The 24,257-nt window shown below is 39.1% G+C and carries 18 protein-coding genes and 1 pseudogene; 6 read left to right on the top strand and 13 right to left on the bottom strand.

Annotated features, from left to right (window positions below):
• Nucleotides 1-56: 56 nt before the first annotated feature.
• Nucleotides 57-1,205 (bottom strand): annotated as a pseudogene (locus CS842_RS04425) (aminotransferase class III-fold pyridoxal phosphate-dependent enzyme).
• A 2-nt stretch (nucleotides 1,206-1,207) separates the two neighbouring features.
• On the bottom strand, nucleotides 1,208-2,212 hold the full coding sequence (locus CS842_RS04430) for a glycoside hydrolase family 73 protein (RefSeq protein ID WP_103327658.1): 1,005 nt from the start codon (nucleotides 2,210-2,212) through the stop codon (nucleotides 1,208-1,210).
• 347 nt (nucleotides 2,213-2,559) lie between these two features.
• Between CS842_RS04430 and CS842_RS04435 the strand changes: the two genes are divergently transcribed.
• Nucleotides 2,560-2,925: a hypothetical protein gene (locus CS842_RS04435; protein WP_195909878.1), complete on the top strand. Its 366-nt coding sequence runs from the start codon at nucleotides 2,560-2,562 to the stop codon at nucleotides 2,923-2,925.
• Between the two features lie 226 nt (nucleotides 2,926-3,151).
• Here CS842_RS04435 and CS842_RS04440 read toward each other — a convergent pair whose 3' ends face one another.
• The 8 genes from CS842_RS04440 to CS842_RS04475 form a co-directional block, all read right to left on the bottom strand.
• A complete protein-coding gene (locus CS842_RS04440) occupies nucleotides 3,152-5,065 on the bottom strand; it encodes a putative porin (protein WP_103327660.1) in 1,914 nt (637 codons plus the stop codon).
• 57 nt (nucleotides 5,066-5,122) lie between these two features.
• A complete protein-coding gene (locus tag CS842_RS06565; protein ID WP_146037454.1) occupies nucleotides 5,123-5,323 on the bottom strand; it encodes a RagB/SusD family nutrient uptake outer membrane protein in 201 nt (66 codons plus the stop codon).
• A gap of 16 nt (nucleotides 5,324-5,339) precedes the next feature.
• Nucleotides 5,340-5,651 (bottom strand): hypothetical protein, encoded by a 312-nt coding sequence (locus CS842_RS04445; protein ID WP_103327661.1) that lies wholly within the window; start codon nucleotides 5,649-5,651, stop codon nucleotides 5,340-5,342.
• A gap of 856 nt (nucleotides 5,652-6,507) precedes the next feature.
• On the bottom strand, nucleotides 6,508-6,756 hold the full coding sequence (locus CS842_RS04455; RefSeq protein WP_103327663.1) for a hypothetical protein: 249 nt from the start codon (nucleotides 6,754-6,756) through the stop codon (nucleotides 6,508-6,510).
• Nucleotides 6,757-8,170: 1,414 nt separating this feature from the next.
• On the bottom strand, nucleotides 8,171-8,299 hold the full coding sequence (locus tag CS842_RS07480) for a hypothetical protein (protein WP_265614148.1): 129 nt from the start codon (nucleotides 8,297-8,299) through the stop codon (nucleotides 8,171-8,173).
• An 845-nt stretch (nucleotides 8,300-9,144) separates the two neighbouring features.
• Complete coding sequence (gene infB / locus CS842_RS04465) at nucleotides 9,145-11,916, bottom strand: translation initiation factor IF-2 (RefSeq protein WP_103327665.1); 2,772 nt, start codon at nucleotides 11,914-11,916, stop codon at nucleotides 9,145-9,147.
• Between the two features lie 91 nt (nucleotides 11,917-12,007).
• Nucleotides 12,008-13,252 (bottom strand): transcription termination factor NusA, encoded by a 1,245-nt coding sequence (gene nusA, locus CS842_RS04470; protein WP_103327666.1) that lies wholly within the window; start codon nucleotides 13,250-13,252, stop codon nucleotides 12,008-12,010.
• Nucleotides 13,253-13,845: 593 nt separating this feature from the next.
• Nucleotides 13,846-14,577, bottom strand: a complete 732-nt coding sequence (locus CS842_RS04475; RefSeq protein WP_103327667.1) for a Bax inhibitor-1/YccA family protein — start codon at nucleotides 14,575-14,577, stop codon at nucleotides 13,846-13,848.
• 100 nt (nucleotides 14,578-14,677) lie between these two features.
• Between CS842_RS04475 and CS842_RS04480 the strand changes: the two genes are divergently transcribed.
• The 5 genes from CS842_RS04480 to CS842_RS04500 all read left to right on the top strand — a co-directional run bounded on the left by CS842_RS04480 (nucleotide 14,678) and on the right by CS842_RS04500 (nucleotide 20,988).
• The gene (locus CS842_RS04480; RefSeq protein WP_103327668.1) at nucleotides 14,678-15,913 is read left to right on the top strand and encodes a mechanosensitive ion channel family protein; all 1,236 of its coding nucleotides are present in this window, start codon (nucleotides 14,678-14,680) and stop codon (nucleotides 15,911-15,913) included.
• A gap of 12 nt (nucleotides 15,914-15,925) precedes the next feature.
• Nucleotides 15,926-16,666 carry a pyridoxine 5'-phosphate synthase gene (locus tag CS842_RS04485; protein ID WP_103327669.1) on the top strand — a complete coding sequence of 247 codons (741 nt, stop codon included), beginning with the start codon at nucleotides 15,926-15,928 and terminating at the stop codon, nucleotides 16,664-16,666.
• Entirely contained in the window at nucleotides 16,663-17,439 is a 777-nt protein-coding gene (locus CS842_RS04490) for an alpha/beta fold hydrolase (protein ID WP_103327670.1), read from the top strand. The genes CS842_RS04485 and CS842_RS04490 overlap by 4 nt, the downstream gene beginning before the upstream one ends.
• 90 nt (nucleotides 17,440-17,529) lie before the next feature.
• The gene (locus CS842_RS04495) at nucleotides 17,530-19,797 is read left to right on the top strand and encodes an aconitate hydratase (RefSeq protein ID WP_103327671.1); all 2,268 of its coding nucleotides are present in this window, start codon (nucleotides 17,530-17,532) and stop codon (nucleotides 19,795-19,797) included.
• 270 nt (nucleotides 19,798-20,067) lie between these two features.
• Nucleotides 20,068-20,988: a hypothetical protein gene (locus CS842_RS04500; protein WP_103327672.1), complete on the top strand. Its 921-nt coding sequence runs from the start codon at nucleotides 20,068-20,070 to the stop codon at nucleotides 20,986-20,988.
• Nucleotides 20,989-21,303: 315 nt separating this feature from the next.
• Here CS842_RS04500 and gldE read toward each other — a convergent pair whose 3' ends face one another.
• Genes gldE through mutY form a run of 3 tightly spaced genes read right to left on the bottom strand, consistent with a single transcriptional unit; the run spans nucleotide 21,304 to nucleotide 24,146 of the window.
• Nucleotides 21,304-22,656, bottom strand: coding sequence for a gliding motility-associated protein GldE (gene gldE, locus CS842_RS04505; protein ID WP_322746640.1), 1,353 nt, complete (start codon nucleotides 22,654-22,656; stop codon nucleotides 21,304-21,306).
• Between the two features lie 23 nt (nucleotides 22,657-22,679).
• The gene (locus tag CS842_RS04510; protein ID WP_103327673.1) at nucleotides 22,680-23,063 is read right to left on the bottom strand and encodes a single-stranded DNA-binding protein; all 384 of its coding nucleotides are present in this window, start codon (nucleotides 23,061-23,063) and stop codon (nucleotides 22,680-22,682) included.
• A 39-nt stretch (nucleotides 23,064-23,102) separates the two neighbouring features.
• Complete coding sequence (mutY, locus tag CS842_RS04515) at nucleotides 23,103-24,146, bottom strand: A/G-specific adenine glycosylase (protein WP_103327674.1); 1,044 nt, start codon at nucleotides 24,144-24,146, stop codon at nucleotides 23,103-23,105.
• Between the last annotated feature and the right edge of the window lie 111 nt (nucleotides 24,147-24,257).

The following is a 24,257-nucleotide window of genomic DNA, read 5'->3' on the forward strand; positions in this document are numbered from 1 at the left end:
CAAATTTATCCTTTTACGGTAAAGAAATCTTAAAAATTTGTTATCTGAAGATTATTTTATTGTAAAATTTCCTTACAGACCTCTTCTGCCATGGATAAAGTAAAATCGAGATCCTCAAAACTCAGAGAATCGGAAAGAAACCAACTCTCAAAAGCCGAAGGCGGAAAATAAACACCTTTCTTAAACAAGGCATGAAAAAAATTTCTAAAAATTTTCTGATCAGCCTTCAGAGTTCGCTGAAAGTCTTTCACCTGATGAGATGTAAAAAACACAGAAAGCATGGAACCGCAAAAGTTGATACTGCATGAAATACCTGCTGAGTAAAATATCTCTTTGAGTTCTTCGTGGTAAACACAATCTTACGGAACTAAAAAGACATAATCTCTTTACGTGCGGAAAAGGCGCCCACAGGCAAGTCTCCCCAGATAATTTTTCCAGAGGTAGTGATATCCGCCCCCTGACGTTGAAGTATTCCTGAGTCCCGCTGATACCCAGACGAAACGCGGTCATCACCTCATTGAAAATAAGAAGTGCCCCAAATTGATCACAAAGACCTCTTAGCTCCTGAAGAAAAGCGGACTCAGGCGGAATACAGTCCATATTTCCGATCACCGAACTCTACCAGTCGCTTATTAAGCCTCTGTGTATGAAGTTTTAACATCTTTTAGGTCATTATAATGAGCCAAAAAGGTATCCCCGGGTTATTTAGGTGTGCCGAAAGTAGCCGCGCCACTCTCTGCCTGCCATAACCAAGAAAGCATTGGCATACCCGTGATAACCCCGTATAAATTTGATGATTTTTTTACGATCTGTATAAGCCTTGGAAAGGCAAAGCGGTTCATACAAGCTTCCGTTCCGGAGTTCACCATTCGAATCTGATCTATATAAGGATCAATTTTTAACAATAAGCCGTATAATGCTTGTCTCCAGAGTCGTGGGAACTCCAAAGGTCCCTTCTTTAAGTTGCTTTTCAATTACGTCTATTACAGTAGGATAAGAATGTCCTAGAATCATGGGATCCCATGAATTGATAGTAATCTATATAACGATGACCATCTTCATCCCATAGATAATCCCCATGAGCTTTGTTTAATAAACAAAGGCGTACCTCATACACTCTTAAACGCTCTAACAGGAGAATTTACTCCTCCGGGTATACATTCTTGAGTCTCTTTAAAAAGTATGCTGCTGTGCTGGTGAATCATTGCTATCTTTTTTTTCTTCCTTTCAGCCATAAAATCTGACTACCCTGGGGTTCCTCAGGAGGTTCCATCTGATTACGATAATACAATTTTTCCAGTTTTATACCGAGTTTTTGTGAAATAAAGTACATAGTCTCTCCCTGCGATACCTGATAAAAATCCCGGACTCCAGAGGTTTTTTTTCGCTCAAGAAAAAAGTACTGCCCTGGCAAAAGCGCGCTTTTCTGATAAAGATCATTATAATGCGCTAGATGTCTGGTTGAGATAGCATAGAGTCCGGAGATTTTCTCGATGCTTTCACCTTTTTCTACAATGATATACTTAAGACCATCGTTTTCATGATATAATATGCGTGCATCCCGGGAGAGTTTCTCGGAGATAGGTTGATAAACAGGGAGAGCAGAAGGCAGTGGATTCGAATTTCGTTGCTGAACGGGAATTGAAGCATACTCCAGTCCTATAGCCACCAGATGTTCCCGAATACGATTTTCAAGTCCTTGCGAGCGCTCGCTGTCAAAACGCCAAAGTTGATATTGCTCTATTCGCGTAATCAAACGCTGAGCGTAATCCGCTGCTGTAGCATAACCGGCGGATTTAAGTCCTCTTGCCCAGGCTTTATAATCGGTGCGCGGAAGATGAAAAAGTTTTTGATAACGAGGTTTTTGAAGAAATTTAGAATGGTCCCTAAAGGACTGCCAAGGGGAAAGGTATTTTCTGAAACATTCCTGCAAAAGATCATCATCATAATAATAGACATCGCCCATCCAGTCCTTTCCACATTTGATTCCGAAATGATTATTAGCTATTGAGGCCAGCGGGCTATTCCCGGATGAAGATTCCAAAATACCCTGTCCAAGTTTAATGCTGGCCGGAATGCCGAAGGCTTCCATTTCCTTAACAGCTGATTGAGCATATTTCTGAAGGTAATCATATACAGAAAGCTTATTGCCTTGAGCATGCAGAAAAAAAGGATTTAAAAAAGTAAAAAATATACAAAAGAGAAGTCTCATAATATAAGGGAATAATTTGTTTTTTCAATCGTTCATCCATCGCTGCTATTCCATCCTGCAAACTACCGGTATGTACTACCAGTAAACGCATCCCGTAGGGGAATAGATCTTTTTGAATCATATCGCTGAGTCCAAATATCATTTTTGACGTGTAGACAGGATCCATAGGAGTAGCGCTCTCTTGTTTAAAAAACTACGAATTTAATTAATTCATCAGAAATTTTAGCGTATCACTCCGAAGTGATAGCGGTTTATTATCACGTAGTTTTTTGAAGTAGGACTTATTTGAATTTTATCCTCTAAAAAAGAAGCGTTTTTCAAAGCAGGAAACCCAATAAACGATGATTTTGAGAAAGCCTTCTGAGCAGACCACAAAAAGTTCCGCCCATACCCGATGGGGATTTCTATATAATCAAACGCGATCTGTCTCATCGAATATTTCTTCGCAACCCTTTATCGCCTATGAGTTGGCGGCCTCCCTTGGAAAGTATATAAAACTTTGGACACCTACGTTGCAATACCTCTGTAAAACCCAATGTTTCTTTAAAACGATAGCTTTGTCTGTCAAGAAATTTAAAAAGCATACCCAGCCGGGAAGTATTCCTGAGAGTGTAGTTATTCAAAAGCGTTCGGGAAAGAACTTTTCCGAGTTCTTCTCCGCGCAAACTCAGCGTAAGCCATCGCAACAGATCTCCTGCCTGATCTACGGCTAAAATATGATTGGAATAAGCTCAGTCGAAAGTGATCAACATTTCAGCGCATTCTGTCTAAACGCGCTGCAAATTGTATTTAAGTTTATAATATTTATTTCCTCTGATAGGTGTGTGAGCCAGATCAAGACGTTTTATAGAAAGATGAATACTTTTTTCATGGCTTTTGGGAAGAAAAAATTTTTGACCGGAGCCCTCCGAAATTTTAAAAAAATCCCTGCTTCTTAAATTAAGTAAGGAGATTCCATAAAAGACCCAAGCGTAAAATAAAATCTGTACTCGGATAAGCAGGTGCGCTGAAATAATTATGATTTCCCAGGCGTGCGCTAAAATGCTGCGCGCGTATATAAAATTGCATGCGAAATACCTTGAAATTCAAAAAATAATCCAGAAAAGGATAGCCCCCTATAGGCTGAACCTCTCCCGAGGAAGGCAAAACAAATTCATTAAGAACAGGAAAAAACTCCGCGGATCTGAATTTAGAAAAATAATTTAAACTAACGCCCGTCTGTAAAGACAAGGATTTTTCAAAAAACACATCTTCATAGTATAAAGAAGCGCGTGCGATGAAATCCGGAAGCAAAAGCACCTCATTTCCTGAGGTCACGCGCTGATATTGTAGATGATTTTCCAGCGCGAATTTGCCAAATTTAATTACAGAGCGCGTCTGTATATCAAAAAGTTTCATCCGCTGGTCGTATTGCGAAGGATAGGCGCTCTGATTAAAATAGGTATACCAACCTACATCATAGAGGTTAAAATAAAGATCGAGGTATTTTTCAGAGAGCAAGTATACATGCAAAGAGCGGCTATCTACGGCTTTAAAATCCAGAAAACTATAATTATAATTTTCATAAAAACTCCTGTGAAGCATTGTATTAAAATCCGGATGGGTAGTGCTGAGTGAAGCCTGAAGTCTGCATTTAATTTTTTCTAAAACAGGTATTTCGGCCCTTGCGTTGAAAAGGAAATCACGTGCGAATTTTCCACTTAAAGCGTAAAGACCATCCGCCTTGAAAAGCCATTTCCTATCATAGTGGTACTGAAGACCCGCCCTAAGAGAAAGTACATCGGTTTGAATTTTTGAAGGATAGGTTCGCCCGCCTAAGGGCAAGCGGTATGCCAGATGATCATGATGGAGGCCGCCCTCGAGATGCCATTTTTCTCTTTTCAAAGCAAGAGTTAATTCATTGCCTAGATGTTCATAATCAGCTTTATCGAGACGAGCTTCTCCTGGATATACCTTTGAGCGAAAAAAGTTTTGTTCTTTTTTTTCCCGATACAGGTGATTTTTGGTTTCAAAATGAAACTCATGTTTCAGAACAAAAGGATGGCAAAAGGAAATATTTTCCTTGATCGAAGGAAAAAGCGCCCACGAGTGCTTCAGATAATAACGCTTTGCCCTGAATCGACTCTCAGCCTCTGATAAATTCACGGGAATATTCTTTCGATTTTTAAATTCAGGCCGGTTATCGCGAAAGCCCTGTATATCCTGTATTCCTCCGTTTTCCTGGTTATTGATATCTTGATCGAAAAAATGAATCCATAACTTATAGCACTCCTCCGGGGTTTTATAGTTGAAAGTAGCCAAATAGATATGGCCGACTGATAATTCCCTCGAGTAGTAACCTAAAGAGCGCAAACCGCTGTATTGCAAGGAATAATTCATTCGTTTGCGGGGGCTCTGAGTGAAAAGCGCCTGAAGCATCTGCCCTTGATCCATGCCGCTTTCGTAAAAAAGCTCAGTTATTGGGGTCTTCACATCAAAATAACGCACCTCATCAGAACTTATCAAAGGATATTGCTTGGCTGAAAAACCCATATCGGGTAACAAACGAGATTTGGGACGGTAAAGCAAAGGATTCAGGGGACGGCCCATATTGGAAAAAGCTATGAAACCAAAATAATCCTTCCTCAGAAAATTATGCTTATAATATTTTTCCAGGGAAAGGGGAGTATCTAAGACTTCAATCGCTTGTTCTCCATTGCTATAGAGGTAGTCCTCTGGGATCGGCTTATAGATCTCTATAGAATCTTTTTCCGGTTTTTCGCCCTTTTTCTCAATCTCTTGCTCAACTTTCTGAGCGCAAATCGATAAATAAAAGAAAAAAAATAAAACACAGCCCCCCTTGTTCCCATTCATAACTTCGGCGTTCTTGAGCGCAAAGGTAATTTTTTATACCCTGAGAATCACACAGGCTTAATAGCCCAAATTTTGAACCAAACTTGAATTCTTATCTATCTCAGTCTGAGGAATAGGGAATACCACTCTATGGTCTGTATAGGGGATATTTAAAGGCTCGGAAGAAAGTGCTCCATCAAGAGAGTTTCTATCGATATCTTTTCTGTTTCTCTCATCAGATCCCATAAACGATGGTCCTTCTAACGAACTCTTTAGCACGATCCTCAAGTATGTCTCAAGTGTAAGGGTTACTTATTTTGGCAGATTTAGGATTGGCAATCTCTACAATGAGATTCAAATAGGCAGATGTGGGAGATGGATTTGCTAGCTGATCGGCCTCGGCCGCGATAAGATATACCTCTGAGAGTCGCAGAACACCAACCTGGCTGACCATACCGTTGTTGGGTTCGAGATATTTTTCAATAAAGCGATCGCTTTTAAAACTATCCGCCTTAAAAAGTTGATTTCTTATATCTTCAGGAACTAAGGCGATAAGAGCACGTAATTTTTTAGTGACGAGTATCGCGTGATAGCCCCTAGGATTCAATAAACTACCGATTCCCTAAAACGGTATGCATTATCATTTGAGGTATTGGCCATCTCAAAAAGGCTCTCGAAATTGTCTTTTTCATTAAAAGAAGACACGTATGTATTCCGTGGATCCAACTAATAAGCACCTCATTTAATAACCTACTCTGATAAATCAAAAGTCAGATCGTTTTTTTTCTCATAGAGGTATATTTTGACCAAAAGAGCTTTGGCCGCCTACTGATTGATCTGAGGGATCGCTTTTGGATGGGGAGCCAATCAATGGCATCCTTTAAATCTTTCTCTATTTGCTCATATACTTGAGATACATTCTAGCGCACGCAGGTTTATCGGAGGTTTGCACCGTGGTAATGAGAGGGATTCCGGAGGTACCTTTATCGAGGTTAGCGATATTATTTACGTAATAAATCTTGCGAAAGGTATTGTAGCGGTATTCGTGCAATTCTGGTAATAATTGTAAAAGATCTCCGATCGGACCCCCGGCCTGAAGGTTTGCACAAAATCGGATATCACCTCCTCATGAGGGTACATCATCACCGCTCCGTATAATCCAGCGAGACGTTCTAAGGAAGTAAGGTTGTCATAGACCTGCTCCGGGAAGAGCTCCAGAGGAGGTTGGGTATCTAAATAATCGGAACAATTTCTTAAAAAGAATAAACTAAAAAATAGTAGAATTTTTTTATAAAACGAGCATTTTAAAAGTCCAGCTGCAAACCGCAGCATAAAAGTTTTGATGGAGAGAAAGGTTATAAGCGATATAAAGTTTCTTTAAACAGACATAGGTAGCCGAATAAAGATACTTGTCAGAGGCTGATAAAGACTGATAACCACGGCCGTTCTGAAATAACGGATTTTTAACGCAATCTCCCTGGTTTCCAGTGATCGATCCCTTTTTCAGAAATAGGCGTATTTGGGTCTTCACCATCATTTATAAGGTATCTGGAAACATCATCATAGATTTTTCCGTCGAACTGGAAACGAAAATTAAAGCCCAACTCAAAGTCTTTGTATTTAAAATCGCTGCCAAAAGATCCGATAAGGTCGGGTTCAAATTTCCCGACAATCGTTCGCTCGGCTTGATTATAGTCTTCCGTGAACTCCACCGATTCGGCTGTTTTTTTTTACCATCTAAGACGCCCGGTTTGCGAGTTCACCCCAGCTACTCTGGACAGATAGAAGGAATAAAAAGAATGACCTTCTCTTAAACAATCTGGAAAATTCGATGATTTGCTCGCCATTATAAAGCTTTTTAATTTTGTTCCGATTGGAAAAATCGCTGAACGTGGCTGCTCCAGCTAAAGTTTTTATTTTTAACCAACCTGATAAGATTAGGAAATCTCCTAGCCGGTATTGGACATCTCGCCGGAATTCTGTAGCTGCTCTTTAAAGCCAGTTGTGGAAGAAATAGATACCTGCTTAAAAGATTTGTGGTGTATTTGCGATAAAACTCGATTTTACCCGTAAGTTTTCTTAGAATACCGAATTCTATTCCGGCATTGAAATTCGCGATTTTCTCCCAGGAGAGATCCTATCTTCCCAATTGTGAAGGACAAACCCACACGGCTGATCGTTGTATTTTTTATTGAATTTATAATAACTACGACTGCCGTAAAGGGACGTAGGATAATTCCCGGTGGTGTCTAAGAAAATTTGATCTTGAACAAATCTATAGCGTCGCTTTTGAAAAAGTCCTCTTTAGAGAGCATCCAGGTATCGGAAACTGCCCAAAAATGGCCCGGCGACTTGGGTAGTACAAACGTAAGCTGCGATCCATTCTTACTGAAGACGAGAGGTAATAGTAGCTTGAGATAATAGTTCTCGCTTAATTGTTTGCCGTAATTGAACGTATTGGACGAAGTTAAGGGTATAGAATTGATTAGGCAAGCTTTTTCCCCAATCCTTCATAGACTCGCCCGTTATTGGTGTTATAAGAATAATATAATTGCGAGAACGAGTTAAGAAAATCGAGCTGATTGTTGCTTTCAAAAGAAATACTCCTCCACTTAAATTCTACCCAGAGATTCAACAAAAGTCGGTATTGCTTTTGACTATTGACATTCATCTCGCGATCACGCACCAGACTAGAGTATTGATTGTTAATGCGCTCCTATAATTTCCGTCAGCCTCATAAAGCGCAGAAGTGGGATTTAATACCCTATTGACCACCATCCAGGGATTAAGCGTAATAAAAGCTTTGATCTGATATGCCATTTCTATCGGCAAAGGAAAAGGAAGTGTTCACACCGAAGCTGAAATTCTTGGTGGTTTTATGATCTACGTTCACTCGCATAGAAGCGCGCTTAAAATCCGAATCGTATACGATGAACTTTTTCCTTATTAAAAACCCAGATTGGTAAGTACGCGGGTTTTGTTCGTACCGTACGTTAGAGTAAATTGATAATTTCGAAGGCTTCCTTTTTTAAAAAGCAGATCCTGCCAGTTAGCATAACCGCCTGCGGGGCACAGGGTATAGATTCTCTAAATCTTCACTCACTTTCCTTTCGGCTTCTTCGGGAGCTATCCACCTCTGGAGTGGAGGTATTGGTTTTTAAGACCTTCTTTGCGGAGTTTTCGAAATTCTTCTCCGCTGATCTTTTTGTAACTATCATAAGCCATATCGCTAAAGTTGCTTTTCGCCTTTAGCAAAATTTGATCCAGCCTAGTTTTTTTTTCTTAGTGGTGATGACACCACTACCCGGTTGGCCGCGCGCGATCCGTATAATAAGGCGGCGACTGCAGCACCGTCATTGATTCTATATCCCCTTGGGATTGATTAGTGAGGTAATTATTAGAAGAGATTGCTGAGTTACCGGAAAAAATCTCCAGAGGCTACCGGAACGCCATCGATGACATAGAGCGCGGATCCTTCGAGCCGTTAAGCGAGGCTACTCTCCGCAAAACGCGTACATTGAAACCCAAACCAGTCTGTCCGCTACTCTAATTGACGATGACCACGCGGCATTCTCTAGAGTGGACTGCGTCGAACTTCCCGAATTGTGAGCGATCACTTCTTTTTTCATTTCATTCAAAGAACCAATAAACTCTTAGGTTTTGATCTTTCGGTAGGCCGCGTTTACCACAACATCTTGTAACTCCTGAGTTTTTTTTGCGTGGGTAGCTTGACATTTATGACATTAGAATCTGCTACTTTTCTAACCACCGACTCAAAGGCACCCATAGAAAATTCCAAGGGATCTCCTTATTGATTCTCAATGCTATAGTTTCCCTTTTCATCGCTGAGCGTTATCAGGGATTTTCCTGTCAATATTACAAGTGGCACCTAGAAAAGGGTTGCCCTGAGGGCTGCTGATATTCCCCGATAACTTAACTCAGAAAAGTTGCCAGAGAAATAAGAAAAATTCAATAAAATGTAAACGTTTAGTAAAAACATAACCCATATAATAAATATTATCTATGATAACGGCAAATATACATCATAAAAAAAGAATCTATACTAAAAAATTAACATATATCAATAATTTGACGCATTATTAAAGGCTTCTTTTAACCGAGACCTCCTCGTAAGCTTCAACAAAATCTCCGGTCTGTATATCGTTGTAGTTTTTAATATTCAAACCACATTCATAACCTTTGGAGACTTCTTTAACGTCTTCTTTGAAACGCTTGAGAGAGGCAAGCTCTCCATCATGAATGACAATACCATCTCGGATCAATCTTATCTTAACACTTCGCAACATTTTACCATCGGTAACCATACAACCGGCGATAGTGCCTATTTTGGTGATCTTAAATACATTTCGGATTTCAGCGGCACCGCAAATCTGTTCGCGTATCTCAGGAGAGTGCATACCTTCTATGGCTTCCTTAATTTCATTAATAGCGTCATAAATAATAGAATAAGTTCGAATTTCGATATCTTCTTTTTCAGCAATGGTTCGAGCATTAAGCGCTGGACGAACATTAAATCCTATGATGATCGCATCCGATGCGCTTGCCAGCAACACATCCGATTCGGTGATTTGTCCCACTCCTTTATGAATGACACTTACCGCCACCTCCTGAGTAGAGAGTCTTTCAAGCGCATCTATAAGCGCTTCCACAGAACCATCTACATCTCCTTTTAAAATGATTTTAAGCTCTTTGAAGTCACCCAGCGCAATACGACGACCGATTTCATCAAGGGTAAGATGTTTCTGAGTACGAATGTTTTGTTCGCGTTGTAGCTGCTGTCGTCTCGAGGCGATTTGCTTAGCTTCTTTTTCCTCGATAAACACTTTGAATTTATCACCTGCTGCAGGGGCGCTTCCAAGGCCTAATATGGCCACTGGTTTCGAAGGGCCTGCTTCTTGAATGGAGTGGCCACGCTCATCCAAAAGCGCCTTAGCTTTGCCGTGATGCGATCCTGCCAATATATAATCCCCGAGTCTAAGCGTTCCGGCCTGCACGAGTATGGTAGTGACATAGCCGCGACCCTTATCAAGGGTAGCTTCTATCACTGTACCTGAGGCGGGCTTACCCGGATTGGCTTTTAATCCCAAAACTTCGGCTTCTAGCCAGACTTTCTCAAGTAATTGTTCAAGACCGATGCCTGTTTTCGCGGAAATCTCCTGAGATTGGTACTTACCTCCCCATTCTTCCACCAAGAAATTCATATTGGCCAGCTGCTCACGAATTTTATCAGGTTGCGCCGTAGGCTTATCTATTTTGTTCAAGGCAAATATTATAGGAACACCTGCTGCTTGGGCATGACTGATCGCCTCTTTGGTTTGGGGCATTACCTCATCGTCAACGGCTATAACGACAATAACGATATCGGTTATCTGTGTGCCCCTGGCACGCATAGCGGTAAAAGCTTCATGTCCCGGGGTATCGAGAAAAGTAATCCGTTGCCCAGCTTTGAATTCAACGCTATAGGCTCCGATGTGCTGGGTGATTCCCCCAGACTCTCCGGCGATGACATTGGTTTTTCTGATATAATCGAGCAAAGAAGTCTTTCCATGATCCACATGCCCCATCACAGTAACTATAGGAGCGCGCGCGCACAAGCTCTCCTTTGGATCTTCCTCTTCTTGAATGGACTCATCGATATCGGCTCCCACAAAATCCATACTATAGCCGAATTCATCGGCTACAAGGGTAAGCACCTCGGCATCTAAGCGCTGATTCAGTGTCACCATGACCCCAAGAGACATACAAGTGGTGATGAGTTGCGTGGCGGGCACTTCCATCATAGCGGCCAATTCGTTGACCGTGGCAAATTCAGCTACTTTCAGGACTTTACTTTCTTGATCTTGTAAATCGCTTTCAAAGGCCTGCTGATCTTTTCTGAATTGACGCTTTTCACGGCGAAATTTAGAAGTTTTGGATTTACCTCCTTTTGAAGTGAGTTTCTCAAGGGTTTCCTTGATTTGTTTGCCGATCTGCTCATCCGTTAACTCAGCTTGCTGGTTGTCTCTTCTGGCTTTGCGCTGACCTGCTTTCAGAGCAGTTGAACGCTGCGCGCTTGAGGAATTTTTAGATTTTTCCGCTGTACGCAAAGGACGTTGCGCACCTATCGTTTTAACATCTTCGGCGGTAATCTCTTTATTAATACGCCTGCGTTTTTTCTTATTCGAATCCGTTACGGGAGGTTTACGCCTTTCAAACTGGGAAAGATCAATTTTATCGCCTGTAAAAGCAGGTCCTTCAAGTTTTTGATAATGGGTTTTGATATGATCTGAAGGAACCATAAGATCCGGAACTTTTACCTGATTCTCTGTAATCAAAGGCAGAGAGGAATTTATTTGCGTAGAGGGTTCCCTTTCTTTTTTAGATTCGATCTCTTCCTTTGAGGAACGCTCCTGAGCCTGAATTGGGACGGAAGGCTCTTTTTTTATTTGAGGCACCAAAGAAGAACGTAGCTCATTTTTCCCAGAAATCGATGAATATTCTTTTTTTCTGGGACCTAAGGAATCTAAATCTATTTTTCCTATGGTACGAGGACCATGAGGAGGCTCAATACGCTTAGGGATATCTTGTGTGAGCATTTGCTCAGAAGGTTCATTTGCTTTTCCTTTTTGAAGGATTTCCTCACGGATCTGTTCTTTTTCTATCTTTTTTTGCAAAGAGATTTTTTCAGAGGCATCTCTTGCTTTTTTATCTGACTGGAATTCACGTACCAAAAGTTGATAAACTTCTTGTTTAATTTTTGCGTTAGGATTGCTTTCCAGCTCTATTTCTTTGCTTTGCAAAAAATCCACTACCCTTTTCAGGGAAATATTCAATTCCTTCAGTATTGTCCTCAATCTGATCTTACCAGTCATAAAAAACTCTCTATTGCGAAAAAAATCGCTTTAACCTTTACAAAAATAGTCGTTTCAATATTTATATAGGAAAAGGGATCATCTCTTTCTATTATTTTATCTCGTTGAATTCCTCTTTTAATACCCTGCAGACATCTAAAATAGTCTCTTCTTCTAAATCGGTACGCCTGATGAGATCTTCTAGATCACAATCCAGTATGGCGCGAGCTGTATCAAGACCTGCATTTCGGAACTGTTCTATAATCCAAGGTTCTATTTCATCACCAAATTCGGTAAGCTCCACATCATCTTCATAAGGTGAATCTCTGAAAATATTAATTTTATAACCGGTCAACTGACTTGCCAACCGGATATTTTGCCCATTACGACCAATAGCTTTTGATACCTGATCAGGCTTTACCGAAACCATAGCAGTTTTATTCTCTTGATCAATCTTTATCATCGATATCTTTGCCGGGTTTATAGCCCGGGTAATGTATAATTGATGGTTGGTAGTATAATTGATAACGTCTATGTTTTCGTTTCTTAATTCTTTAACTATAGAATGTATACGCGTACCTTTTACACCCACACAAGCTCCCACAGGATCTATCCTATCGTCATAAGATTCTACCGCCACCTTGGCTTTTTCTCCGGGGATACGAACTACATTCTTTACGATAATGAGTCCGTCAACGACCTCAGGAATCTCCTGTTCAAAAAGCTTTTTTAGAAACTCCGGATCGCTGCGTGAAAGAATAACCACCGGCTTGATGCCTTCAAGACGTACTTCTTTGATTACTGCTCGCAAGCTATCGCCTTTGCGGCTAAAATCATTTGGAATTTGCTCTTCCTTAGGCAAAATCATTTCATTATGATTGTCATCGCGAATAATAAGGTGTTTATTATAACGGACATAATGAATCTCTCCAACGACAATCTCTCCTATACGATCTTTAAAATTTTTATAAATTACCGTATTGTAATATTCCTTGCTCTTGGAAAAAAGATTTTGTTTGAGAGACAAAATAGATCTGCGTCCGAGGTCTTTAAGCTCAACTTTCTCCGAAACTTCTTCTCCAATCTCAAAATCAGGCTCTATTTTCTTGGCTTCCGAGAGCTCGATCTGCTCATTATCCTCCTGAACCACTCCATCTTCTACCACTGTGCGATTGCGCCAGATCTCAAGATCACCTTTATCAGGATTTACAATGATGTCGAAATTATCTGCCGATCCATATCTTTTACGTAAAACAGCCCTGATGGACTCTTCCAATATGGCCATAAGAGTGGAGCGGTCTATATTTTTCTCCTCTTTAAAATCCGCAAACGATTCAATCAGAGCCAGATTATCCATGGTATATCATTTTTTTCAAAATTTGATTTTTATTTTTACCTCCTTAATTTTTTCATAATGGATCTTCTAAGGTTATAACATTCTTTCTTTTCCCTTTTCTTTTCAGTGGAAATTAAAGCCGCTGAAAAGAAATAGCGTATTGATCAGATTTCTTAAACATACCCAGATAACAGATAACTTCCAAAATCATCACAGAGAGTTGCGTGACACTTAACGATTTGCTTAAAGTGGCTAGAAGATACTCTTCAAGAGTATAATCAACTTTTTATCTCTTAAATACCCTTGCAAATGATGAAGAATTCATACGCGCTTCTTTAATAAAACATCTTGACCTCCATCGATAGGTACGCGAATATGATGGCTAGATGATAATGATACATCTACCAGAAAAAGACCAACTCTTTCGGTCAAAATTTCCTGAATCAGATGCGCGACCTATTCTTTTTTAGGGTACTAGGGTTATAAAAATAAGGGCTTTTACAGCCCTTATTTTGTTTTCTATTTCTTTTGCTACGCGACAAATATATATAAATATATATAAGAATTTATTTAAGCCTCTGCTGTATTGAAATTTTACATTTTTAAATAACTTCCTAATCATTTTTATTGATTTTTGAAAGAAGATTCAATATTTCAATATACAACCATATCAATGTAATCATCAAGGCCATTGCAGAAAACCATTCCATATATTTTGGGGCACGCTGCGCTAACTGACGTTCTATAAAATCAAAATCCACGGCAAGGTTCAGTGCCGCTATGATGATGACAAACACACTAAAGGCAATGCTTATCCAAGAATCGCCGAAATTGAAAGGAATTACCTGAAAAAAAGAGCTAGCCACCCATGCTATAAGGTAATAGGTAGCGATAGCTAATGCAGCTCCGAAAAGAACCGAACGAAACCTTTCAGTAACCCTTATGATCTTCATTCGGTAAAGCGAGAGCATCAATAAAAAAGTAACGAAAGTAGCCAAAACCGCCTGCAAGGGCAAACCCGGATAGCGAGCATGAACCACAGCAGAAAAGGCTCCTAAGAAAACCCCCTCAGCCAGGGAATAAACAGGCGCTAAATAAGGGCTCCATTTCGGCTTAAAACTCGCCGTCAGCGCCATTGCAAAACCTAGTAAACCCCCTGTCAACGCATAAGATGATGGGTTTATTCCGCGAAAAACCACACCCCAAGTAGCCGATGCGCTTAGCAAGGTAAGGACAAATAGAAAAATGCTTTTATTGAGCACCCCTGCACGTGTCATAATTTCATGATTGTTAAATATAACTGTGGGAGACTTTGAGAAGCTCTTATTTAAAAATGGATTGGCCATTTCAAATGAATTTTTTGAATATATTACAGGCAAATATAATACTTCTCTCTCACTTGATTAAATTTGTGTTCTCAATTTAAAAATTCAAAGAATATTTTTAATGCAGTTACTTCTGTATTTCGATCAGCAAAGTGAATGGCTTCACAACTTGCTCATCAGTTTTGATCTGGGTGAATGGACTTCCATAAACTTAACACTGGGGGCTAAACTATTGACACTGGGTCTTGTTATAGTGACACTTGAATTGTTATTCAATCGATTAGTACGCTTTGTAAGTAAGCGCATTGTGAACTCTACGCACTTTAGCTGGGATGATATTCTTTATAAGAATAAAGTCTTTGACAGTCTGGGGCATTTTTTTCCAGTGGCTCTAGGCTTCATACTGGTAGAAGGTCTGTTTAAATCTCATCCAGACTTTATCGGTCATGTACAAAAAGTTTTCTATGCTCTTTTTGTTCTGATATTCCTGCAATTCTCTATACGGATGATCAATTCCGTCATGCAAATCGCCACCAGTGAAAATAATCATCAGACCATTGCAGTACGCTCTTTTTCTCAATTATTGAAAATACTTTCGGTTATAATATGCGTATTGATGATCATATCGATCATTTTTGGTGTGTCTTTCTCTTCCATTATTACAAGCCTGGGAACGGCCACAGCGGTAATCGTTCTCATTTTTCGCGATACCATATTAGGATTCATCTCGGGAGTACAAATGGCTACTACTAGAATGATTAAAGTGGGAGACTGGATTACCATACCTAAACATACTATAGAAGGGATCGTTATCGAAATCAATCTGATATCGGCCAAAATCGAAAATTTTGATAAAACAATAACTACAGTTCCAACTTACGATTTGATTTCAACAGCTGTCACCAATTTCGAAGTGATGCGTCAGAAAAATATTCGTCGCATTAAACGCTCGATACTTTTTAACACACTTTCCTTTAAATTTTTAGAGATAGAAGATTTGAAAAGATTCAAGAATTCCTGCCTGATTGGAAAATATATTGAGGAAAAGGAAAAAGAGATAAGTATCTATAATGAAGAGGAAAAATATGAAATTAATTATCGAAAGCTTAGTAACATAGGACTTTTCAGAGAGTATGCCTTACATTATTTAAAAGCACATCCAATGATCTCAAACTCTCAAACTCTCATAGTACGCCATCTTGAGCCTACACAGTATGGATTACCATTACAACTTTACTGCTTTACAAAAACATCCCTTTTGGTAGACTATGAAAGGATTCAGGCGGATGTATTTGACCATCTGTTTGCAGTGGCTTATATCTTTGATTTGGAACTTACCCAGGTAAGCATTCATTAAATATCACTTTTTATGACAAAACTAAGCGTAAATATCAATAAAATAGCTACTATTCGCAACGCACGGGGGGGAGATTTTCCCAATCTCATTCAAGTGGCTAAAGATATACAAAAATTTGGCGCGCAGGGAATTACCGTTCACCCACGTCCCGATGAAAGACATATACGTTATCAGGATGCACGCGATCTCAAGGGAATCGTGTGCACAGAATTCAACATCGAAGGAAATCCAAATGCTAAATTTATCGAATTGGTTAAACAAGTAAAACCTGAGCAAGTGACTCTTGTGCCCGACGCACAAGATGCGATTACCTCCAACGCTGGCTGGAACACCATTGAGCATGAATCCTTTCTTAAAGAGGTAATCAGCGAGTTTAAATCTTATGGAATTCGAACGTCAATATTTCTGGATCCAGATCCTAGATATATTAAAAGTGCCGTTCGCAGCGGCGCTGATCGTATAGAACTTTATACCGAAGCTTATGCGAGAGATTTCGCTGATAAAAACCTCGATTCTATAAAGCCTTATTTATTAACTACAAAGGAGGCTATCGAAAATGGTTTGGGCGTTAACGCGGGGCATGATTTAAGTCTGGAAAATATCGAGCACTTTATAGAAAAAGTGCCGGATATTCTGGAGGTGTCCATCGGGCATGCCCTTATAGTAGAGGCTCTTTACTTAGGTATAGAAAACACCATACAATCTTATCTCAGGCGCATAGAGAACGCCTGTAGAAAAGCGAGCCAGCGATGATCATGCATTCTAAAATCTACGGAAAAGGACAGCCTTTGCTCATACTACACGGACTTTTTGGCATGGGAGACAACTGGACCACCTTAGGAAAAAAATGGGCGGGAGATCATCAAGAAGTTCATTTACTAGATCTCCGAAATCATGGAAAGAGTTTTCATAGCGGAGCCATGAGTTATGATCTCTTAAGCGAGGATCTCTTAAATTACATGGAACGCCATGGACTTTCAAAGCCGGTATTGCTTGGCCATTCTATGGGAGGTAAAGCTGCCATGCATTTTAGTCTGCATTATCCTGAGAATGCTAGAGCCCTTGTAGTTGCCGATATCGCTCCACGATCATATCCAGCGCATCATCAGAAAATAATAACGAGCATAAAACATGTTCCTATAAACACTCTGAAGAGTCGCGGAGCTTTAAACGAATTTTTACAAGAAAATATAGACGATCCTGCAATCCGCGAATTACTTTCTAAAAATAGTTACCGTACCGAAGAAGACCACTTCGCTTTTCGCTTTTATCTTCCGGGAATTGAAAACAATTATGAGGGATTAATATCAGCACAAAGCACTGAGAAAACTTATCATGGGAAAGCGCTTTTTCTTTGTGGAGATGAATCGGACTATATCGTTCGGGAAGACTTTTCAGAGATTCAAAAAATATTTCCAGGATCGGAAATAATAACTATACCTAAAGCGGGTCATTGGATTCATTTGGATAATCCACAGGCGGTTTATGAAAAAGTCGATCGATTTTTAAAAGCTTATCAAGAATAAATATAAATAAATAAGATCTGAAATTCTTAGCTATTCTAATGTTTATATTTGAAAAAAGCTGCGTTTAACGCGATATATTTCTATAAGACTATGGCATTCGATTTACACATGATTAAGCAGGTATATGAAAGGATAAAAGAACGCGTACCACAAGCGAGATCACTTATAGGAAAACCTCTTACTTGTACAGAAAAAATACTTTACAGCCACCTCTTTGATGAAACATCCAAAAGCGTTTACTTACGAGGAGAATCCTACGTAGATTTCGCTCCTGATCGCGTGGCCATGCAAGATGCTACAGCGCAGATGGCTCTTCTGCAATTTATGCAGGCAGGTCAAAATAAAACCGTTGCACCCTCCACAGTGCATTGTGACCATCTCATACAAGCAAAATCAGGGGCAAATAAAGACCTCCAGGAGTCAATCAATAAAAATAATGAAGTTTTTAATTTTCTGCAATCCGTATCGAACAAGTATGGTATTGGTTTTTGGGCACCAGGAGCCGGTATTATCCATCAGGTGGTTTTGGAGAATTATGCCTTTCCCGGTGGGATGATGATAGGCACCGACTCGCATACGCCCAACGCAGGAGGTTTAAGCATGATGGCTATAGGTGTTGGAGGATCTGATGCTGTGGATGTTATGGCGGGCATGCCCTGGGAGTTAAAATTTCCTAAAATTATAGGAGTTCATCTCAAAGGGAAGCTTAGCGGATGGACTTCGGCTAAGGATATCGTCCTAAAAGTGGCAGCTATACTGAACGTGAAAGGCGGTACAGGTGCCATTGTGGAGTATTTCGGCGAAGGAGCGGAAAGTCTTTCCTGTACAGGGAAAGGCACTATATGTAATATGGGCGCTGAAATTGGAGCAACTACCTCCCTTTTTGCCTACGACAATAAATCGGAAGATTATTTGAGAAATACAGAACGAGCAGATATAGCTGAGATGGCTTCCAATGTAAAAGAGCATCTCAAAGCAGATTCGGAAGTATACGCGAATCCAAAAAAATATTTCGATCAACTTATCACTATAGACCTAAACAAACTAGAACCTCATATCAACGGACCCTTCACACCTGATCTGGCCTGGCCTATTTCAAAATTCGCCCAGGCAGTTAAGGAAAACCATTGGCCGGAAAAACTCGAAGTGGGCCTGATCGGCTCATGTACAAATTCCTCTTATGAAGACATCAGTCGCTCAGCTTCAATTGTAAAACAAGGAATAGAAAAAGGCTTAAAATTTCAATCGGAATTCACGGTAACTCCCGGCTCCGAGCAAGTTCGTTATACCGTAGCGCGTGACGGCTATCTGGCGTTGTTTGAAAAGATAGGTGGAACAGTGTTGGCCAATGCTTGCGGCCCTTGTATAGGGCAATGGGCAAGGCATACGAATGATCCGAATCGTAAAAATTCTATACTCACTTCTTTCAACAGAAATTTTTCCAAGCGTAATGACGGCAATGTAAATACGCATGCTTTTATATCCTCCCCTGAAATTGTAACGGCTATAGCTTTGGCGGGAAGATTGAGTTTTAACCCGATTACCGATACAATACAAAATGAAAAGGGTGAACATGTAAAACTTGCCGAGCCTCAAGGTTCTGAATTACCCCTTAAAGGATTTTCGGTGGAGGATCACGGTTATCATGCCCCGATAGAGGACGGAAAAAATATAGTTATCAGCATTTCCAAAGACTCAGATCGATTGCAACTTCTCGAGCCTTTTGCGGCATGGAACGGGGAAAATCTCATAGGGGTAAGACTTTTGATCAAGGCTGAGGGGAAATGTACCACTGACCATATTTCAATGGCCGGACCATGGCTGAAATACCGTGGACACCTAGATAACATTTCTGAAAATATGCTTATTGGTGCGATTAACGCCTTTAACGGAAAAGCCAACTCCGTAAAAAATATGCTCGATGGTGTTTACGGAGCTGTTCCGGATACAGCAAGAGCTTACAAAGCTGCAGGTGTTCCCAGTATAGTGGTAGGCGATGAGAATTATGGCGAGGGTTCTTCACGAGAGCACGCCGCAATGGAGCCGCGTCATTTGGGCGTTCGTACGGTATTGGTTCGATCATTTGCGAGGATTCATGAAACAAATCTTAAAAAACAAGGAGTGTTGGCACTGACTTTTGCTGATAAGAGCGATTATGGTAAGATTCAAGAAGAAGATCTATTTAACTTCACGGATCTGAAATATTTTTCGCCGGAAAAACCACTAAGCATTGAAATTGTTCATAAAAACGGAGAAAAAGATGTCATAAAGGCTCTTCATTCTTATAATGAAAATCAAGTTCAATGGTTTCAAGCCGGCTCGGCGCTCAATCTCATCAAAGTGCGAGAAAATATTTAAAATTTGTTAAGAAATATGTAATTTCATAATTTCCTCTGGAATTCCGGAGGTTTAATTTTGACCTATTAAAAAGAGATTTTGATTGTCTATAACTTCAGTATGTAGAAATTTTGATCATTCATTAGGCATTTTCGATGTTGTTTACTTCCCATAAGTACTTTGAAACAGATTTTTATTAATTGTTAAATTAATGTTAATAAAAGATAATAGATACAAAAAAAAACAGATAGAATAGCTCAGTATATTTACACATATGCAAGAAAATATCCTATGAAAAAATTACTGCTTCTCTTCGTACTTACTATTTCCTGCGCTTGTAATGATAGCAATAACAACTATGATGACCCTATGGAAACAGAAAGTGATTCTTCTCTTGAGAATACTCGTGAGCTTCTTAAGCGAAAGTGGGCACAGAAAAATCCAAAATTCAGTAAAGAAACACTAGAGAATCGCCTTGACATAGAGAGTACATGTGAAATAAATCCTTCAGGGGAAATAAAAGACCTCTATAAAATAATCCTCAGGCAATACAAGGGTGAGGAAAAAGCCAAAATCGTCACGAATGCTAGCTATAAAATAGATGCGAAAGGCGGGCTTATTATTGAAGGTCCTAAAGAGGATTACCCGCAAAGGATTCATCTAAAAATGATAAACGAAAATCATATGGCTATACAATGGGGAAAGGGAAAAGATGAGCAAATGGAAATGTTTGAAAGACCCCGAGTGGCATCGGATATCTTCAAAGAGTGGGTCCCTGTAACTGAAGAAGGAGATCAATTATCTTTATCTTATGATAATCAAATATGGAGAAGCATAAAAAAAGAATCTGGTGACCATTCGCCGACTGGCGAAGTACATTTTTATACGGATGGGGTTTATAAATTGAATCTTTCCTCTTTTGGCTACTGGAATTTTTGGCGCAAAGGTTATCCTTCTAAGGTAGAATTAGATATAAATTCACCGAAAATGAATCCGATGAATACTGCTGTAGACGTTATAACACGTGTTATAAACAAAAAGGAATCAGAACCTCATAGCATTGTATATAAGAACGTTAAAGTAAAATTTTATATCTTGGATTATGATAATAAAAACTATAGGCTCGTAACGCTTTCTTCGTTTAAGAACGAAGATATCAAAGATGAAGATAGTAGCATTTTTTATAAAATCTACTGGAAGATGCTAAAATAGAAAAGTTTTGGGCTTGGCATATAGAAAAATTAAAGCGCCATTTCGAGGCGCTTTGGCCACCCAATTGATAAAGTTTTGCCTAAATTTTTTAGGATGAGAAAGAGATCGCTCTTTAATAAAACTATTCTCGAATAGTATGTTTGTAAAAACGCTCCTGAGCATCGTTCATTAAGAACTCAAAATTCTTCTACACACGCGATAAAAAAGATGGATCGTTACATTTTAATCAGGATTAAAATCGTACCAGGATGGGCATCTTTTATCGCGAAGCTCAGCGAAAATGGGACGCTCAAAGTCAAAATAAGCTTGCTTTTCTCATACGGATTCATTAGCCTTATTTTTAACTCCTTTGATGACTTTAATGCGCTTAAGACGTTTTTTATCGAGCGCTTCCACGATAAAAGTATAGTTTAGAAAACGGATTTTCTGATGTCTTCTAGGAAACGAACGGTGAATTTCCATCACAAAACCACCTAGAGTATCAGCTTCTCCCTTTCTTTTCTCAAACCTGTCTTCTTCCTTAATCTCCATAATTCGGTAAAAATCGATCAGAGGGGTTTTCCCTTCGAAAATAAAAGTATTTGTATCTAACTTAAAATGATAAGCTTGATCATCATCATATTCATCAGCGATTTCTCCTACAATTTCTTCAATGACGTCTTCAAGGGTGATCAACCCACAGGTGCCTCCATATTCATCTACAACAATAGCCAAGTGCACACGCCTGGATTTAAATTCAGTTAGCAAATTATCTATTTTCTTGTTTTCAGGTACGAAAAAAGGCGCATGTAATAAATTCGTCCACCTATAATGGGGCTCATTAATAAAAGGGAGCAAATCTTTGGCAAATAAAATACCTTCTATATCATCTATACGTTCACGATAGACAGGAATTCGAGAGTATCCCTCTGCAATTACTTGCTGGACTACTTCAATAAAAGGCGTATCATAATTTAGCGCAAACATATCTACACGGGGTGTCATAGCTTGACGCGCTTCAATGCTTCCAAAATGTACAATACCTTCAAGAAATTCTCGATCCTTACTATTTTTCTGACCTTTCGAGCTGATCTCAAGGGCTTGAGATAGTTGATCCACAGAGAAATGTTTTCTGGGAGCACCTAAATAGCGTTCGATAAAAGTAAAAGTATGTATCATTAAAGCCGAAAAGGGACTCAAGAGCCAATTAAGCAACTCTAAAGGTGCGGATACCGATGCAGCAAATCGCATGCTGTGCTTACTAGCATAGATCTTAGGAATAATCTCTCCGAAAAGGAGTAGAAAAAAGCTGATTCCGAAAACCTCTGTAATAAATTTTAGTGAGAAATTGATTCCAAAAATCTGGAAATGAGGAAATTTTCCAAATTTTGATAAAAGTGAAGAGGTGAGCAATACAATAGCGATGTTTATAAAATTCAGTGAAACTAGAATAGTAGCTAATAACTTTTTAGGATGATTAAGAATCTTCAATATTGAAGATATTTTTGAAAAATGATGCTTTTGTTGTTTTTTAAGCATCTTTTGATCTAATGAAAAATAAGCTATCTCAGCACCTGATATAACAGCGGAGCAGAACAAAAGAAAAATAAGAAGTAATAAATAAAAAGCTGCTTGCAAGTACACAAAATGTACCGGCACAAAGTTTTCCTCCGGAATTATTGTTTCCAAAAATTTATGTTTAATTAAGCATCCTATACTTTTTCTTCAGAAAACAAACTACCGGAGGTGTCAGAGTTGTTAGATTTCCTTTCGAGCTGTATAACGCGATCTGCATGGATCTCCACGAAAGAGCGTACCTGGCCTTGTTCATTCCATTTTTTATTGCGAATGCTTCCTTCGAGGTAAATCTTATCTCCTTTTTTTAATCGTTTCTGACAACGCTCGGCAAGATCGTTTCTCACGAAGATATCATGCCATTCGCGATGGACAAAATGCTTATTTTTATCAGTACTGTAAAAAGTCTCGACAGTCATCAAATGAAAGCGCGCAACGGGCTGCTTTGCATTGATATAATGCGTTTTTACCTCATCAGTTATCTCTCCAATGAGCATCGCTCTATTTAACGTCTTATCCATCAGAACTTATTGGATATCTATTGTAAAAATTATGTAAATTTAGGCACAATCCTCTCTTTCTAAGAAACTCTTTATGGGACGGGAAAACGGATAGAGAACAATTTTTTTAGTCTGTATAAATCCTCTGTTTTTTAATTTTTCGGCGCAAGACATCTTTGGTGTTGCCTGCCAAAATTCGATTTTCAAATGTTGATGGGTAAGTTTGTGTATTACACTTGCTAAAAATATCCCGGATAAACCGAATTCATTTAAAAAGCCTTTACGAATTTGATCGTCAGAGAGCCTTTCATCCGATTCAATACATGGAAATTCATATAATCCCTGCCATATATCTTTTTTTTCTCTTTTTTTAATCCATATTCCTTGTGGTAATTTGATGTGAAGATAATAAAAAAACCTTTCACGTTTATAGAGCTTTTTCTCTTTAAAAGGCAAATTATTTACCTCTCCATAAATGAAGGCAAAGCATGATGACATTAAAGGACAACAGTAGCATTCAGGGCTTTTTGGTGTACAAATCAAAGCGCCGATTTCCATGACTGCTTGATTAAAATCTCCTGGATGATCCTTTGAAATGAATTTAAGAGCTAGTTCAAAGAACTCTGAAGCAGCTTTACTTAATGCAATATTAATTTTGATACCGAAATAGCGCGCAAAAAGTCTATAGGCATTTCCATCTATAGCCGGAACAGGTTCCTTAAAACATATGGAGGCGATAGCTGCTGCCGTATAAGGACCAATCCCTTTAAGTTGTAGCAAAGATTTATAAGTGTCAGGAAAAACACCTCCTCTTTCTTGAACAATTAAACGCGCACTAAAATGAATATTACGCGCACGACTATAATATCCTAAACCTTCCCAAATCTTAAGAATTTCTTCTTCTTGAGCATTGGCAAGCGTTTCTATGTCAGGAAATCTTTTGATAAAATTCAGGTAATAATTATAACCTTGTGCTACCCTAGTTTGTTGTAAAATAATTTCTGAAATCCAAATATGATAAGGATCAGAGGTAGATCTCCAGGGAAGCTCTCGTTTACATTTTTCATACCAATTAAGCAAAATTTTTACAAAATTTAAATACATGCAACTTTAAAACGGTTTATAAAAATTTGGTATATTTGGTATCATAATTTCAGTATGTTTCCTGTACAAAGGTGAACAAAGCAATTGACTATCCAAATGAATTTTTTATTA

The organism is Bacteroidetes bacterium endosymbiont of Geopemphigus sp., from assembly GCF_002904345.1.
Taxonomy (GTDB): domain Bacteria; phylum Bacteroidota; class Bacteroidia; order Flavobacteriales; family Blattabacteriaceae; genus GSPS2-BC2016.